Annotated in this window: 15 protein-coding genes; 7 read left to right on the top strand and 8 right to left on the bottom strand. The window is 64.0% G+C overall.

The genetic code is table 11. The features are described 5' to 3' along the window. Nucleotides 1-16: 16 nt before the first annotated feature. Both HJG53_RS18775 and HJG53_RS18770 read right to left on the bottom strand, forming a co-directional pair. A complete protein-coding gene (locus tag HJG53_RS18775) occupies nt 17-1,690 on the bottom strand; it encodes a TonB-dependent receptor (RefSeq protein ID WP_368039580.1) in 1,674 nt (557 codons plus the stop codon). Between the two features lie 146 nt (nt 1,691-1,836). After that, nucleotides 1,837-2,715 (bottom strand): TonB-dependent siderophore receptor, encoded by an 879-nt coding sequence (locus tag HJG53_RS18770; RefSeq protein ID WP_254447736.1) that lies wholly within the window; start codon nt 2,713-2,715, stop codon nt 1,837-1,839. A gap of 443 nt (nt 2,716-3,158) precedes the next feature. Between HJG53_RS18770 and copC the strand changes: the two genes are divergently transcribed. Both copC and copD read left to right on the top strand, forming a co-directional pair. Further along, complete coding sequence (gene copC, locus HJG53_RS12765) at nt 3,159-3,548, top strand: copper homeostasis periplasmic binding protein CopC (protein WP_171131149.1); 390 nt, start codon at nt 3,159-3,161, stop codon at nt 3,546-3,548. A gap of 21 nt (nt 3,549-3,569) precedes the next feature. Beyond that, complete coding sequence (gene copD / locus HJG53_RS12760; RefSeq protein ID WP_171131236.1) at nt 3,570-4,487, top strand: copper homeostasis membrane protein CopD; 918 nt, start codon at nt 3,570-3,572, stop codon at nt 4,485-4,487. Between the two features lie 41 nt (nt 4,488-4,528). Here copD and HJG53_RS12755 read toward each other — a convergent pair whose 3' ends face one another. The 4 genes from HJG53_RS12755 to HJG53_RS12740 are packed head-to-tail and all read right to left on the bottom strand — an operon-like array spanning nt 4,529 to nt 6,230. Then, the gene (locus HJG53_RS12755) at nt 4,529-4,924 is read right to left on the bottom strand and encodes a DUF305 domain-containing protein (RefSeq protein ID WP_171131147.1); all 396 of its coding nucleotides are present in this window, start codon (nt 4,922-4,924) and stop codon (nt 4,529-4,531) included. Between the two features lie 45 nt (nt 4,925-4,969). Further along, a complete protein-coding gene (locus HJG53_RS12750; protein WP_171131145.1) occupies nt 4,970-5,539 on the bottom strand; it encodes an RNA polymerase sigma factor in 570 nt (189 codons plus the stop codon). Continuing rightward, a complete protein-coding gene (locus HJG53_RS12745; RefSeq protein ID WP_171131143.1) occupies nt 5,536-5,976 on the bottom strand; it encodes a periplasmic heavy metal sensor in 441 nt (146 codons plus the stop codon). The genes HJG53_RS12750 and HJG53_RS12745 overlap by 4 nt, the downstream gene beginning before the upstream one ends. Continuing rightward, nucleotides 5,973-6,230, bottom strand: a complete 258-nt coding sequence (locus tag HJG53_RS12740; protein ID WP_254447735.1) for a hypothetical protein — start codon at nt 6,228-6,230, stop codon at nt 5,973-5,975. The genes HJG53_RS12745 and HJG53_RS12740 overlap by 4 nt, the downstream gene beginning before the upstream one ends. 206 nt (nt 6,231-6,436) lie before the next feature. Between HJG53_RS12740 and HJG53_RS12735 the strand changes: the two genes are divergently transcribed. After that, nucleotides 6,437-6,910, top strand: coding sequence for an SgcJ/EcaC family oxidoreductase (locus HJG53_RS12735; RefSeq protein ID WP_171131139.1), 474 nt, complete (start codon nt 6,437-6,439; stop codon nt 6,908-6,910). Nucleotides 6,911-6,916: 6 nt separating this feature from the next. Here the strand turns inward: HJG53_RS12735 and cueR are convergent, their stop codons facing one another. Together cueR and HJG53_RS12725 are read right to left on the bottom strand one after the other, a co-directional pair. Next, a complete protein-coding gene (gene cueR, locus HJG53_RS12730) occupies nt 6,917-7,315 on the bottom strand; it encodes a Cu(I)-responsive transcriptional regulator (RefSeq protein WP_171131137.1) in 399 nt (132 codons plus the stop codon). Further along, nucleotides 7,312-9,774, bottom strand: a complete 2,463-nt coding sequence (locus HJG53_RS12725; protein WP_171131135.1) for a heavy metal translocating P-type ATPase — start codon at nt 9,772-9,774, stop codon at nt 7,312-7,314. Before HJG53_RS12725 ends, cueR begins: the two co-directional genes overlap by 4 nt. A 146-nt stretch (nt 9,775-9,920) precedes the next feature. Between HJG53_RS12725 and HJG53_RS12720 the strand changes: the two genes are divergently transcribed. The 4 genes from HJG53_RS12720 (at nt 9,921) to HJG53_RS12705 (ending at nt 14,281) form a co-directional block, all read left to right on the top strand. After that, nucleotides 9,921-10,124 (top strand): heavy-metal-associated domain-containing protein, encoded by a 204-nt coding sequence (locus HJG53_RS12720; protein ID WP_171131132.1) that lies wholly within the window; start codon nt 9,921-9,923, stop codon nt 10,122-10,124. A 323-nt stretch (nt 10,125-10,447) separates the two neighbouring features. Beyond that, a complete protein-coding gene (locus tag HJG53_RS12715) occupies nt 10,448-12,400 on the top strand; it encodes a copper resistance system multicopper oxidase (RefSeq protein WP_171131130.1) in 1,953 nt (650 codons plus the stop codon). Next, nucleotides 12,397-13,608, top strand: a complete 1,212-nt coding sequence (locus tag HJG53_RS12710) for a copper resistance protein B (RefSeq protein ID WP_254447734.1) — start codon at nt 12,397-12,399, stop codon at nt 13,606-13,608. Before HJG53_RS12715 ends, HJG53_RS12710 begins: the two co-directional genes overlap by 4 nt. Before the next feature lie 115 nt (nt 13,609-13,723). Continuing rightward, nucleotides 13,724-14,281, top strand: a complete 558-nt coding sequence (locus tag HJG53_RS12705; protein ID WP_368039578.1) for a cytochrome c — start codon at nt 13,724-13,726, stop codon at nt 14,279-14,281. Nucleotides 14,282-14,300 lie beyond the last annotated feature (19 nt).

Here is a 14,300-nt window from a genome sequence, read left to right as displayed (position 1 = left end):
GCGCTGCTTCCTTTCTCTAAAAGGCCGTGCGGAAGCCGACATAATAGCGCCGGCGCAGCAGATCATAGGTCATCGTGTCGGTGTTCGCATCGGTGAAGCTCTGGATATAGGGCGCCTTGCGATCAAAGATGTTGTCGACCCCGATCTGGAAGCGCGTCTTCGCGTCGACTTCAAATGCGATTTGAAGGTTGTGGTAGAAGACGTTGGGCGTCCGGTACCCGATGTCGCCGGGCGCGGCGTTGAAGTCGGTGGCCTTGCTGATCCACTGCGTCGACCAGGTCGCAATGACGCGGTCCTTCTGCGCGGTCACCACGCCGTAGCCGCGCCACTTAGGATAGCCGCCATTGCCGCCGCCGATAAAGCCATCGAAATCGATCGGCGTCCCGCCGGCGAATGGGAACACCACATATTTGTTGAGGTAGGTGGCATTGAGGTCGAGCGAGAGGGCGACGTCGCCGATCGTCCGGCTGTAGACAAGCCCCAGGTCGAGTCCGCTCATCTTCTCACGACCCGTGTTGATCGGCTGCGCCGAGAGGAACGTGACTTCGCCGGTCAGCGGGCTCCGCGTAAAGTCGTCGCAAAAGGGATGCGACAGGTTGTCGCTCGCATAGCAAACGGCGAGCTTGGTGGAGCCGGGGATCGCGCGGATCGCGTCCTTGATATCGATATCGAACCAGTCCGCGGTCAGGGACAAGCCGGGGACGATGCCCTTCGGCTGGATCACCGTGCCGACCGTCCAGGTCGTCGAACTTTCGGGCTTCAGATTCTGATTGCCGCCGATCGTCGTCAGGATCGTGGTGCCAAGCTGGACGTAGTTGGCGGGCACGCCCGACGCTTGGCAGTTTGCGATCAGCGTTGCGTTGCCGCTCTGGGCGTAGCGGCTGCATGGATCGGTCGTGGTCAGATTCCCTTCGGACACGCCGCCGAATAATTCGGGGACGTCGGGAATACGGAACCCCGTGCCGTATGTGCCGCGCAAGCGGATGTCGTCGTTGATCATCCAGTCGACGCTTGCCTTGTAGTTCCAGTCGCTCCCGAACAGGTCGTAGTTGGAATAGCGCACTGCGCCGTCGACCGTCAGCGCCTTAAAGAAGGGCATGTCTGCGAGGACCGGCACCGAGAGCTCGAGATAGGCTTCCTTTGCGGTGCTCGATCCCGAGATCGGGTCCTGCTGGTTCGTGTTGGCGATACCGAGAACGGTGAGCGGATCGGGATCGCGCCATCCTTTCTCCTTGCGATATACTGCGCCTGCGGCGAACGACACATGCCCGGCGGGCAGCTCGAACAGGTTGCCATTCAGATCGGCCGTAACGGTCGCCAGCTCGTTGCCGCCATGATCGCGCGACGTGAACAGGATATAATCAAGCACCTGCGGCGTCAGATCGCCGAATCCGAGATAGTCGGCGCACGGGATAGCGGCGCCGGCACTAAAGCTGCACTTGGTCGTGTCCAGCGTGTTCGTGACACGCTCGAGATTGGCGATGTTGGTCGAGCCATCGATTGCGGTGTTCCGGCCGTAGCTGCCGGCGATCTCCCAGGCCCAGTCATTGGCGAACTTGCCCCGCAGGCCAAGCGTTCCCTGCCAGGTGTTGGTTTCCTGGAAGAACTGGCGCGGACCGGGCTCGGCCAGACGGCGCTGGATAAGAACAATGTTCTGGCCCGTCGGGTTGGTGGGGTTGCTCGCCGGGATGGCCAGGTTGCGCAGCGTTCCCGGCGTCGCGATCTGATTCGACTTGCGATAAGTGTAGAGGAACTCGCCAAACGCCTTGATGCCGTCGGTGACATCGTAGTCGGCGAAGAAGGCCGTGCTGAGGCGCTCGACCGGACTGACCGCGTTCAGGAACGGTTGGAGTTGAAATTGTGCTTGGCGGGGCTGTAGGGCTCGAAGAAGTTTCCGTTGCCGCCGGGCACCTGGTTGAAGTTGATCTGCTGGCCGTTGGGCAGCACCGCGCGGCCGCCGATCGTCGAAGCGCTGTTCACGCAGGCCAATTGGCCCGGCGTCGTTTCGGCGAGCGAACACGGCGCCCGGCTGGCCATGTTGACGGGATCGGTCTTCTGATAGGTCGCGGCCGCCATGAAGCCGCCGCGGTCATTGCGGATGCCCCAGATAAGGTCCGTGGTGAAATCGCCGCCATCGCCGCGCTCCGTAATGCCGTAGCGCGTGCTCACACCCAGGCCCTCGTATTCCGTCCTGGTGATCAGATTGACCACGCCCGCCATCGCGTCGGCACCGTAGATCGCGGAGGCGCCGTCCTTGAGCACGTCGGTTCGTGCGAGCGCGACAACCGGAATCATGTTGAGGTCCGGCGACGAGTTGGCGCCTGTGCCGCCGGCCACCAGCCGGCGCCCGTTCAGCAAGACCAGGGTCCGCTTGATGCCGAGGCCACGCAGGTTGACCTGTGCCGTGCCATAGCCGTTGTTGGTCCAATAGGCCGAGGTCTGGTTGCCCGCGAATCCCGCATTGGCCGGCAGCCGCTGAAGCACCGTCTCGATATTGACGACGCCCGTATTCTCGATCTGCTCGGCGGAGACGACCGTCGCCGGGCCGACGCCGGCGAGGTCCTGCCGCCGGATGCGCGAGCCGGTCACGATGATGTCACCCGGCGCCTCCCCTGCGGCGGTGACGCTCGGATCCGCAGCAGGTTCCGATTGAGCAAGCGCCGGGCCCGAGGCCCCTGCCAGCATCGCTCCCAACAGCATCGTTCGCGTCTTCATCGCAACGGCTCTCCCTGTCCCATGCCCTATTTGGCGGCAGAAAGAGCATCAGTTGTATATACAGGTCAATAGATATTTTGACTATTTTTCAAATACTTGAGTCACAACCTTACGAACATAGCCGGTTCTTCCAATACGCACGTGCGGCCCCGATCCCTCGAACTTCATGAAATTATTTTTCGAGCAGCGAGTGTGTTGCGTAACGGTTGAAAGCCATTCCCGTCCCACCGTGCACGATTGCTCCTTATCCTGGGTTCGCCGGCCTTGAGGCGGCGGCCGGACTCGCGCTTTGCATTCAAAAAGGGCTCGTGACCTCCTGCAGCAGAAGGCGTCGCGCAATTTGATGATCGCCGGCGCTTGGTTGTTGCGAACCCTGCCGGTTTGATGAGGGATGGCTGCGCGTAGTGCGTATAGAGGTACGTTACCCCTTTCAGGAGATCTCAATGCGTTCCCTTCGCCTGTCATTTGCCTTGACGGCCGCCTCGGCTTTGTTCGTTGCCGGCACCGCCGCCCAGGCGCACCCCAAGCTCGTGTCGGCCACCCCGGCCGCGAACGCGACCGTATCGAGGACGGCCAAGATCGAGCTTCATTTCAGCGAGAAATTGGTCGGCCAATTCTCCGGCGTCGATCTCGTCATGACCGACATGCCGGGCATGAAGATGAATGGCCCAATGAAAATGAACGGCGTCGCCGTCGCTGTCGGCCCTGATGGCAAGACGCTTGTGGCGACACTGAAGGCTCCGCTTCCGGCCGGGTCCTACAAGCTCGACTGGCACGCCGTTTCCGCCGACACGCACCGCGTCAACGGCAGCTACACTTTCCAGGTCAAGTAGTCGTTGGACGACCCGCTCGGCATGATCGTCAGGTTCGGGCTCTACCTGGACCTGATGATCCTCTTCGGTGCGCCGCTGTTCGGCATCTATAGCCCGCAGCCGGCAGACCACAGGCGCGCAGCGCTGCACACGCTGCGCGCCCTTTACGCGGGCGCCGCGCTTGTGGGACTGTTGCTGTCCGCTCTGGCGCTTGCGGCGCTCACCGCATCAATGTCGGGCGTGCCGCTCCTCGAGGTCGACTGGAGCGCGGCGGCCATGCTCGTTCGCGAGACAAGCATTGGCTGGGCGTGGCTGGTGCGCATCGCTGCGCTGGGGCTATTCATCATCGTTGTTGCGCTTTCTCATCCGATGCGCGGTCCTAGCGCTGGTCTCTTGACCTTGCTGGGCGGCGTCGCGCTGGCGACGCTCGCCTGGACGGGTCACGGTGCGATGGACGAAGGCCTGACCGGCATCGTCCATGTCTCGGCCGATATTTTCCACCTCCTGGCAGCGGGCGCATGGATTGCAGCGATCTTCGCGCTGGGAACTCTACTGGTGCGCGCGCACCGGTCGATGTCACGGGACCAAGCGGAGTATCTTCACCGGGCGCTGGCGCGCTTCGCCGCAGTCGGCTCGATTGCCGTTGCGCTCCTGATCGTGACCGGACTGGTCAACAGCTGGGTGCTGGTCGGGCTCAGCGGGCTCGCCACGATCGGCACGAACCTCTACCTCCAGTTGCTCGCGATCAAGCTGCTCCTGTTTATCGGAATGCTGGCTCTGGCGGCGCTCAACAGGTTCAGGATCACGCCGGCGCTGGAAGAGGCGCTGCGCAGAGGCGACCAGACCCAGGCGCTTCGACGGCTGCGCAAGAGTCTCGTCGTCGAGGCCAGTCTCGGCGTCGCAATTCTGGGCCTTGTCGCGTGGCTGGGCATGTTGATGCCGCCGTCCGCCGTCGGATAGCTGAGGGACGAGAACGGGCGCCGGGACGCCCGATTTCGCCGTCACTGCGGTCGCTTGCCGTGCTGCTTGAGCCAATCCTGAAGCTCGGCGATCCCACGCTCCTGCTCAGCTGTCGCCTTCTGCGCCTGCGCCTTGGCCTGAGCGTCGCTGCTCTTCGCCACCAGGATCTTGGACATCTCGATTGCGCCGCGATGATGTTCGATCATCTTGCGAACCCAGGTCTCGGTCGCGTCTGACCCGACCGCTTCCATCATCTTGTGGCTCATGCGCATTTCGGCTTCGGCATAGGGATTAGCCGGCGTGTTCTTCATCATCATGCCGTGCTGCATCATTCCGGGCTGCATCCCGCTCATGCCTTTATGACCACCGCTCTGTGCAAAAAGCGGGGCGCCAAGACATGCGACCACGGCAGCAACGACAATCCCGGTCTTCATCATGACCTTGTTCCTTCTCATAAGCCGCGCCACCGCGCGACATGCGGTTCAGCTTGCTTCGCCCCTGAGCGAAGCGAGCTTGGAACGCGCGCGATAGAGACGTGTTTCCACCGCCTTTTCGCTGATCCGAAGAATCTCCGCCGTTTCAGCTTGACTGAGGCCTTCGACCGTTCGCAAGATCAGCGGCTCCCGGAGCTGGCGCGGGAGGGCCGCGATGGCCGCCTGGAGCCGCGCGAGCTCCTGACGGTCGGCGGCGGCCGCGTCGATGGCGGGAGCAGGATCCGGCACCTCGGTATAGTCGTCGGAGGATGCCGCGGGCATAAGCAGCCGCCGGACCGCGCGTCGCCGCGCCCAATCGCGGCACTTGTTGATCGCAATCCGCGACAGCCATGCGCGAAGCGGGCGCGCCTGATCGTAGCGGTCGAGAGCGCGAAAGGCCGCGACGAACGTCTCCTGGACCAGCTCGATCGCCGCATCAGGGTCGCCAACATGGCTCCGCGCCAAGCGATAGATGGTCTCGCGATGTCGGCGCATGATTTCGGTGAAGGCGCTTTGGCGGCCAGCAAGCGCAAGCGCCGCCAGCTCGCCGTCCGAGCATCCAGTGAGGACGAGGCTCACTTCGCTTCGGCGGTCAGTGCCTCGACGACGGCGTGGTCGAATTTTTTGGCCTGGTCGGGCCTGAGCACCGCGCGCATCGCGAAAATATGTGCAAGCGTTTCCTTCTGAAGCTCCCCCATGTCCCGGTGGGACCGATCCACGGCCGCGGTGACCCGGGGGCCGTAGCCGTGCTCCGCTTCGATTGCTTCGGCAAGGCGCGCATTGTCGGCCCGCAGCTCAAGCTCGAGCGCATGCCGGCGGACGGCAAAGGCCGCTTCCAGTCCTTCGATCTGGCCATGCTGCTTCGCATCGAGATCGAGTTGCTCATGGAGCAACTCGTGAAGGGCATTGTGCGATTCCGACTGCCCGACCGAGACCGCGCGGGCGAGGAGCACGCCGGCAACCGCGGCAAGAAACGCGACGATCGCGATTAGCAGTACTCCGCGTGTCCGGGTCACTGGTTGCTCGCGAGTAAGGTCGACGGCGCCAATGGCGACGACGGGCCAAAGGGTGTCAAGGTTTCGGGCGCGTGCTGCGGACTTCCTGGCCACATGCCGCCTGCGACGCCCGTCAACAGAGCAAGAAAGGCCGCGCCGGCGAGAGCTGCATAGCCGAACATCGGCGCCGGGCGCGCCGTGATCCGTTCGAGGACCACCGCGTCGATCCTCGCAAGCTCCGCGGGAACAGGCGCGCTGGCCAGACGCGCGAGCATCAGGTCAAGATCATCCATCAATATTTGCCCTCTTCCCATCAGATACGCACGAACAAGTTCCAGCCCTCATACGCGACTCCATCGCCAGTTCGAGGCGAGCCGATCCGGCACTCTTTGAGGGAGACCTCCCGGAAATGCGTATCATCGCTGGGGTGCTTGTAGCCGCAAAAGCCGCAGCCCCGTAACCGCAAAGGGGGTAACTGACGATGAAACCTGCCGTAATCATTGTCATAGCGCTTTGCACGTCCGCACCTCTGCTCGCCGCGCCTGCGCCGCAAAGCTCAAGGGTCGAGGACGCGAACGCCGTCGAAGCAGTGCTCGCGCGCTATCAGCAAGCAATTGAGCGACTTGATCTCCGCGACACCGCGGATCTGTTCGCGGCCGATTCCGAGATCGTGGAGTCGGCAAGCCTCGAAGGCACCTACGCGAACTATCTCGCCCACCATCTCACGCCGGAGATCGGCGAGTTCAAGTCGTTCGTCTTTTCCGATTACAAGGTTTCGGTGCGATTTGAAGGACCGGTAGCTCTCGCAACGGAGACCTACCGGTACCGCATTGAGCCTAAGACCGGCTCGCCGGCGGAGCGGCTTGGCGCTGCGTCAAGCGTGCTGCGCAAGGAAAGCGGGCGCTGGAAGATCATCAGCATGCACAGCTCCGCGCGCCGACCGCCAAACCCCTGACGACGATTAGCCGTCGTCGGCGCGCCCGAGATCCTCGAGGATCGGGCAATCGGGCCTGGTGTCACCGTGACAGGCGGCCGCAAGCTGCTCAAGCGAACGCCGCATTGCGCGCAATTCCCGCTCCTTTCGCTCGAGCTCTTGGGCGCGGGCGCTCGCCAGCGCCTTGACGTCGGCGCTCGCGCGGCTGCGGTCCCGCCACAAGGCCAGAAGCTTGCCGATCTCCTCGATCGGGAAGCCGAGATCGCGCGCACGGCGAATGAACCGAAGCGTGTGAACGTCGCGCTCGTCATAATCGCGATAGCCGGACGCCCGTCTTGGCGCCTTGGGAATGAGGCCGATCGTTTCATAGTGGCGGATCATGCGTTGGCTGACGCCGGATGCGTGGGATGCCTGGCCGATGTTCATTGCACGTTTCTTTCCGAAGCCGTCGGTCGCCAACGCCGCAGCAGCAGCGCGTTCGTCACCACGCTGACGCTCGAAAGCGCCATCGCACCGCCGGCGATGACAGGACTCAGGAGCCCGAGGGCTGCCAGCGGAATGCCGACGACATTGTAGATGAAGGCCCAGAACAGGCCCTGCCGGATCTTGGCGTACGTCCGGCGCGAAATGTCGATCGCGTCGGTGACGAGGCGCGGGTCGCCGCGCATCAACGTGATCCCGGCGGCGTGCAGGGCGACATCGGTGCCGGTCGCCATCGCAATACCGATATCCGCCGCGGCGAGCGCTGGTGCGTCGTTGATGCCGTCTCCCACCATCGCCACAGGTGCGTTTGTCCGCGCAAGCCTCGTCACAGCCTCCGCCTTACCTTCGGGAAGAACGTTTGCGACGACCTCGTCGATTCCGAGGATGGCGGCGGCCGCAGCAGCGCTGCCCTGATTGTCGCCGGTGAGCATCACCGTGCGAATGCCGCGCTCATGGAGTGCGCCAACGGCCGTGATCGCACCTGGCTTCACTTCGTCGCCGAACGCCAGCAGGCCGAGCAACCGTCGGCGCGGCTCGATCTCGGCGATCCAGGAAATCGTGCGGCCATCTCCTTCGAGCTTCTCCGCCCGGGCACGGAGGGACCCGGTGTCGATATCTTCTTCCTTCATCAGGCGCCCACTCCCTAGGAGCAGGCTCTCATCGCCGACAGTGGCGCTTACCCCGCGGCCTGGCAGCGCGCGGATCGAGCGGGCCCGCGGCACGGCAATGCCCACATTCTCCCCCGCTGCCAGCACGGCACGGGCCAGCGGATGCTCGCTGCCAGTCTGCAGCGCTGCCGCCCGCTCAAGGAGCTCCTGCTCGGCAATGCCCTCGACCCCGGCGGCAGCCACCAGGGACGGCTTGCCTTGGGTCAACGTACCGGTCTTGTCGAAGACGACGGTCTTGATCCGGTGCGCGGTCTCGAGCGCTTCGGCGTCCTTGATGAGCACCCCTGCCCGCGCCGCCACGCCGGTACCCGCCATGATCGCAGTAGGCGTGGCAAGGCCGAGTGCGCAAGGACAGGCGATCACCATGACCGCCACCGCGTTCAAGATTGCCGCCTCCACACTCGCGCCCGCCAGCAACCATCCGACCAAGGTCAACATGGCAATCGCAAGGACCACTGGCACGGACACCGCGCTGACCCTGTCGACGAGACGCTGAATCGGTGCCTTGGCCCCCTGTGCGCTCTCAACCAGGCGGACGATGCGCGCGAGCACGGTCTCCGCGCCGACCGCGGTCGTCTCGACCAGCACAGATCCATCCCCGTTGATCGAACCGCCGGTGAGTTGGTCGCCTTCGGCCTTGGCGACCGGCATGCTCTCGCCCGTCACCATCGACTCGTCGACTGCGGTTTCGCCCTGGACCAGCCGCCCGTCGACCGGCACGCGCTCGCCCGGCCGAACCCGAACGATGTCGCCGATCTGGACGGCCTCGACCGGCACGTCCCGCTCCTTGCCCGGAGATGAGACGAGGCGCGCACGCTCGGGCCGAAGTGCCATCAACGCGCGGATCGCCGCCCCAGTCTGGCGTTTCGCGCGACCTTCGAGCCATTTGCCGAGCAGCACGAGCGTGATGACGACGGCCGACGCCTCGAAATAATAGTGGGTCGGATGCGCGGGCGCGGCGAGCAGCTGATAGAGGCTAAGCCCGTAGGCGGCGGACGTGCCGAGCGCGACAAGCAGGTCCATGTTGCCCGTCCGGGCGCGCAACGCTTTCCAGCCGGCGCGATAGAAGCGTGCGCCGAGCCAGAACTGTATAGGCGTGGCGAGCAGAAGCTGCGCCCATCCCGGCAGCATGATCGTGGTGCCAAAGGGCGCCAGCAGCATCGGAAGGATCAGCGGAAACGACAATAAGGCGGCCGCGACGACATGGGCCTGCTCGCGTCTGGCGGTTGCGCTACGGCGCGTCTCCTCAGGCTCCGTCCCCTGGATGCTGTCAGGCCGAATGCGCGCACCATAGCCAGCCTTCTCGGCCGCTGCGATCAACGTCTCCGGCGTGATTGCTCCGACCGTTTTGACCTGCGCGCTCTCGGTTGCGAGGTTGACGGAGGCTTCGACAACACCGGGGACTGCCGTCAGGGCGCGTTCGACTCGGCCCACGCATGAAGCGCAGGTCATGCCATCGATCAGAAGGTCGACCGATCCGAACACGGGCGTGTAGCCGGCGTCGCGCACTGCGTTGACCACCGCTTCGGGCACGACCTGGCCCGAAGCGAAAGCGATGCGCGCGCGTTCAGTGGCGAGATTGACGGACACGTCCTCTACGCCCGGCAGCTTGCCAATTGCCTGTTCGATCCGGCCGACGCACGAGGCACAGCTCATCCCCTCGATCGGGAGCTCGAGACTTGATCGCGCGTCGTCCTCGTGAGTCGCGGCAAGCAACGCAGGATTGGCGACCATCGGAACACCTCCTCATTCTGAGTCGGTCCCGGATATGGGGATTGACATGATGTTAAGGTCAAGGTCGGCAAGTTCGCGCACCTCCGGTCTTGACCCTGACATTGTGTTAAACCCCATTTGCCGCATCTCACTGTTGGAGATCGGTCATGGTTGAGTTCAGCGTGCAGGGCATGAGCTGCGGGCATTGCGTACGAACAATTGCGGAAGCCGTTCGGCGGGTCGATCCGGGTGCCGAGACCAGGGTGGATTTGTCGGCGGGTGCCGTCTCGATCGATTCCGGCGTCGACGCGAGCCAACTGCGCCAAGCCATCGAAGGCGCAGGCTATTCGGTCACCGCAAAAATCGCGTGAACAAAAGCCGAGGGAATGGCTTCATAGCGCGCATCGGTGAATGAGGCTTGATCCCTCGGCCGTAGCGCTCCCCGACGCACGCGCGCTCGAGTAAGGAAAGGGTCCAAGATGAAATTTTCTCTCCTACTCGGCCGCGGCGAGTCACTAACGACAAGTGCGCCGCTGCTTCGATTCATCCGTCAGGTGAGAGCGAAGCGGCAAAGATTTGCTTGTGCCGGTGCGGTCGCGGTCGCGCGAAAAACTGAATAGAAATGAGGGATAGCGTCGAGCGGCACGTATCCCACCATAGAGCATTGCCTCATTTCGTGAGCACCAGGAGTTCCATGACCCAGACTATCGATCGACGCCAGCTCCTGCGAGGGGCTGCCCTCGCCGGCGGCGGTCTCGCGCTTTCGGCGTCCCTTCCCGCCTGGGCGCAACCTGTATCCGGCGGTATAGTCAAGCCACTTCCGACCCTCAGCGGCAGCGATATCGCGCTGACGATCGACAGCTTCCCGCTGATTGTCGATGGGAAGCGCACTCCCGCGATCGGCGTGAACGGCACCGTGCCTGCCCCGCTTCTCCGCCTGAAGGAGGGGCAGAAGGTGCGGCTGGCGGTGTCGAATGCGCTCGACGTCGAGAGCTCCATCCATTGGCATGGCCTGTTGGTGCCCTTCCCGATGGACGGCGTGCCCGGGATCAGCTTTCCCGGCATTAAGGCCAAATCCACCTTTGTCTATGAGTTCCCGATCATCCAGTCGGGAACGTACTGGTATCATAGCCATTCGGGCGCGCAGGAGCAGGAAGGCCTCTACGGCCCGATCGTCATCGACCCCGCCGGCCCCGACCCCGTCGCCTACGACCGGGAGCACGTGATCGTGCTCGCGGATCACAGCCCGATGCACGGCGAGACGATCTTTCGGAAGCTCAAGCAGGAGGCGGGCTATTTCAACTACCAGCGCCAGACGCTCGCCGGGCTTCTTGCCGGGCGTGACCAGACGCTGAAGGAGCGCTTGGATTGGGGCAAGATGCGGATGGACCCCACCGACCTTTCCGATGTGACGGGCTCCACCTACACCTACATCATCAATGGGTTCGGCCCCGTCGACAACTGGACCGCGCTGTTCACCCCTGGCGAGCGCGTGCGGCTCCGCTTCATCAACGCAGCGGCGCAGACCAACTTCAACGTCCGGATCCCCGGCCTGCCGATGACGATCGTTCAGGCAGACGGGCAGAATGTGCAGCCTGTCACGACCGACGAGTTCCAGATCGCGGTGGCGGAAACCTACGACGTGATCGTCAAGCCCGGGGACCGCGCCTACACACTGGTTGGCGAAGCGATCGACCGCTCGGGGCTGGCGCGCGCCACACTCGCGCCGCGCCCGGGGATGAGCGCGCCGGTGCCGCCGCTCCGCCCCCGGCCCGTCGCCACCATGAAGGATATGGGAATGGGCGACATGGGCGGCATGGACATGAAGAACCCCGTCGATATGCGCGGCCTCGATCCCACGGCCGAGCAGAACCGCTCGGCGGTGCTTGCCCAGGCGACTGGCTGGACCGGCGGCGCGGCGGCGATGACTGCGCCTGCCAACGGCGGCGCGGCGATGTCCGGCATGGGCGGAATGGACCACAGCCAGATGGCTGGGATGGACCATAGCCAGATGAGCGGGAGAGGCATGGCAGGCATGGACCACGGCCAGATGGCCGGGATGGGCCAGGAGAGCATGGGCGGAATGGATATGTCCATGCGCAATCCCAAGAACGCGCCGCAGGTGAAGATGGGGCCTGGCGTGCAGACCATCTCGCCGATGCCCACGGACCGCACAGGCGAACGCCCCCAAGGCCTGGAAAGCGTCGACCACCGCGTCCTCACCTACCGCGACCTGATCGCGCTCACCCCAAATCCGGACGTACGCGCGCCGAGCCGCTCACTGGACATCCACCTGACCGGCAACATGGAACGCTATATGTGGTCTTTCGACGGAGTGAAGCTCAGCGATCCTGCCGAGCCGATCCCGTTCCACAACGGCGAGCGGGTGCGGGTGAACCTCATCAACGACACGATGATGCCCCACCCGATCCACCTCCATGGGCATTTCTTTGAGCTCGTGACGGGGCATGGCGATCACGCCCCGAGGAAGCATACCGTCAACGTTGCCCCAGGCGGCAAGGTGACTTTCGACCTGACGGCGGACGCACCCGGGGATTGGGCGTTCCACTGCCACAACCTGTACCACATGACCGCCGGGATGATGCGTGTCGTAACAGTGCGGCCGCTCGAGGGAGACGCGGCATGAAGCCGACTCATGCGGCCATCGCCGCCACCGCCCTGCTCACTTTCGGCGCCCCGGCCGGGGCGCAGGATCATTCGATGCATGGCATGAACATGCCGGGGATGAACATGCCCGCGCCGGCCGCCAAGAAGAAGCCCGCGGCCAAGTCCGCCGGAAAGCCGAAACCGCCATCCAAGGCGCGAACGCGGGCGACGATGCCGCGATCGTCCCAGACGGGGGCTGCGCCGGCGAAAGGGGCTACAGCTCCAATGGAGGGGATGGATCATGGCGCGATGGAAGGAATGGATCATTCTTCCATGCCGGGGATGGACCACTCGACCATGCCGGGCATGGCCGCGCCGGCTCAGGGAGAGCAGAGCGCGCAGCCGATGCCAGGGATGCAAATGCCTGCCGACGCTCATAGCGGCCACGACATGCAGTCCATGTCGGGGATGGAAATGCAGGGGGTGCAGCAAACCGGGACTGCCCTTCCGGCCGGCAATGCGCCGGCCCCGCCGGTTCCGGCCGATCATGCCGCAGACCGTGTCTTTGGGCCGCAGCAGATGATGGAAGCGCGCCACCACCTCGCCCAGCACGGCGGGCAGACCTTCTCGCAAGTGCTGCTCAACATCGCCGAATACCAGATCCATAGCGGACGCGATGGCTATCGCTGGGACGGCGAGGCCTGGTGGGGCGGTGACATCAACCGGCTCTGGTTGAAGAGCGAAGGAGAAGGTGAGCTGCGGCGCGGCCTCGACACAGCGGATGTTCAGGCGCTCTATAGCCGCGCGATCGACCCTTATTTCAATCTTCAGGCGGGCATCCGGCAGGATTTCGGACGAGGGCCGAAGCGCACCTATGCGACCGTCGGCATCGAAGGTCTCGCACCAGGTTTTTTCGAGGTGGAAGGCGCTTTGTTCCTTTCGAACAAAGGTGACGTGCTCGCGCGAACTGAGGGCTATTACGACCAGCGGATCACTCAGCGACTCGTCCTGCAACCGCGGGCAGAGCTCAATTTCGCCGCGCAGGACATTCCCGAGACGGGCACCGGCTCGGGACTTGTGGACGCCGAGTTCGGCCTCCGGCTTCGCTACGAAATCAGACGCGAAATCGCGCCCTATATCGGCGTTTCCTATTTGCGGAAAACCGGCGACACCGCCCGCTTCGCGCGCGCTAGCGGTGAGGATGTCCACGCAACCAGCTTTGTGATCGGCCTCAGGGCCTGGTTCTGATCGATCAACGGACACAAAGCGGGCGCAACTGTTTTGGGTAGACTGACCAACGGACTGACGGAGGGGAAGCGTGGATCGAGGCAAACCCAAGGCACTGCGCGACCATCTGCCGAGCGTGCTGTTCGTGGTCGTGCTGACCGCCTGCCTGAGTGCGGCCGCTGCCGCCTTCGTTTGGTTGGGCGTCTACAACATCGCTGCCGATGCCCCGCACACGCAAGCGGTCTATGCGATCATCGAGAAGCTTCGCGATCGTTCAAAAGCCGCTCGCGCGCGCGACATCGCCCCTCCTGCCGACCTCGAAGCGCCTGCCCGCATTGCGACGGGGGCCGGTCTTTACGCCGAAATGTGTTCAGGATGTCATCTCGGCCCGGGCGTAGAGAGAAGCGAGTTGAGCCAGGGCCTCTATCCGCAGGCGCCGGAACTCGCGAAGCAGCAGGACCTCAACCCGTCCGAGCAGTTCTGGATCATCAAGCACGGGATCAAGATGAGTGCCATGCCGGCATGGGGAAAAACGCATCCGGATCCGCTGATCTGGGACATGGTGGCTTTCGTGCGCAAGCTGCCGGGCCTGTCGCCTGCCGAGTATGAACGCCTGGTCGAAAGCGCCCCGGATGATCACGACGAGATGATGCGGGACCTGTCCGGGGCGAAGCACGGGCACGGGACGGAATGAGGCAGGTCCCTGCCTCAAA

This window comes from Sphingomonas sp. ID1715 (assembly GCF_013044515.1).
GTDB lineage: Bacteria > Pseudomonadota > Alphaproteobacteria > Sphingomonadales > Sphingomonadaceae > Sphingomonas_B.
The sequence above is the reverse complement of the archived record's forward strand: the minus strand, read 5'-3'. Positions and strand labels throughout refer to the sequence as shown.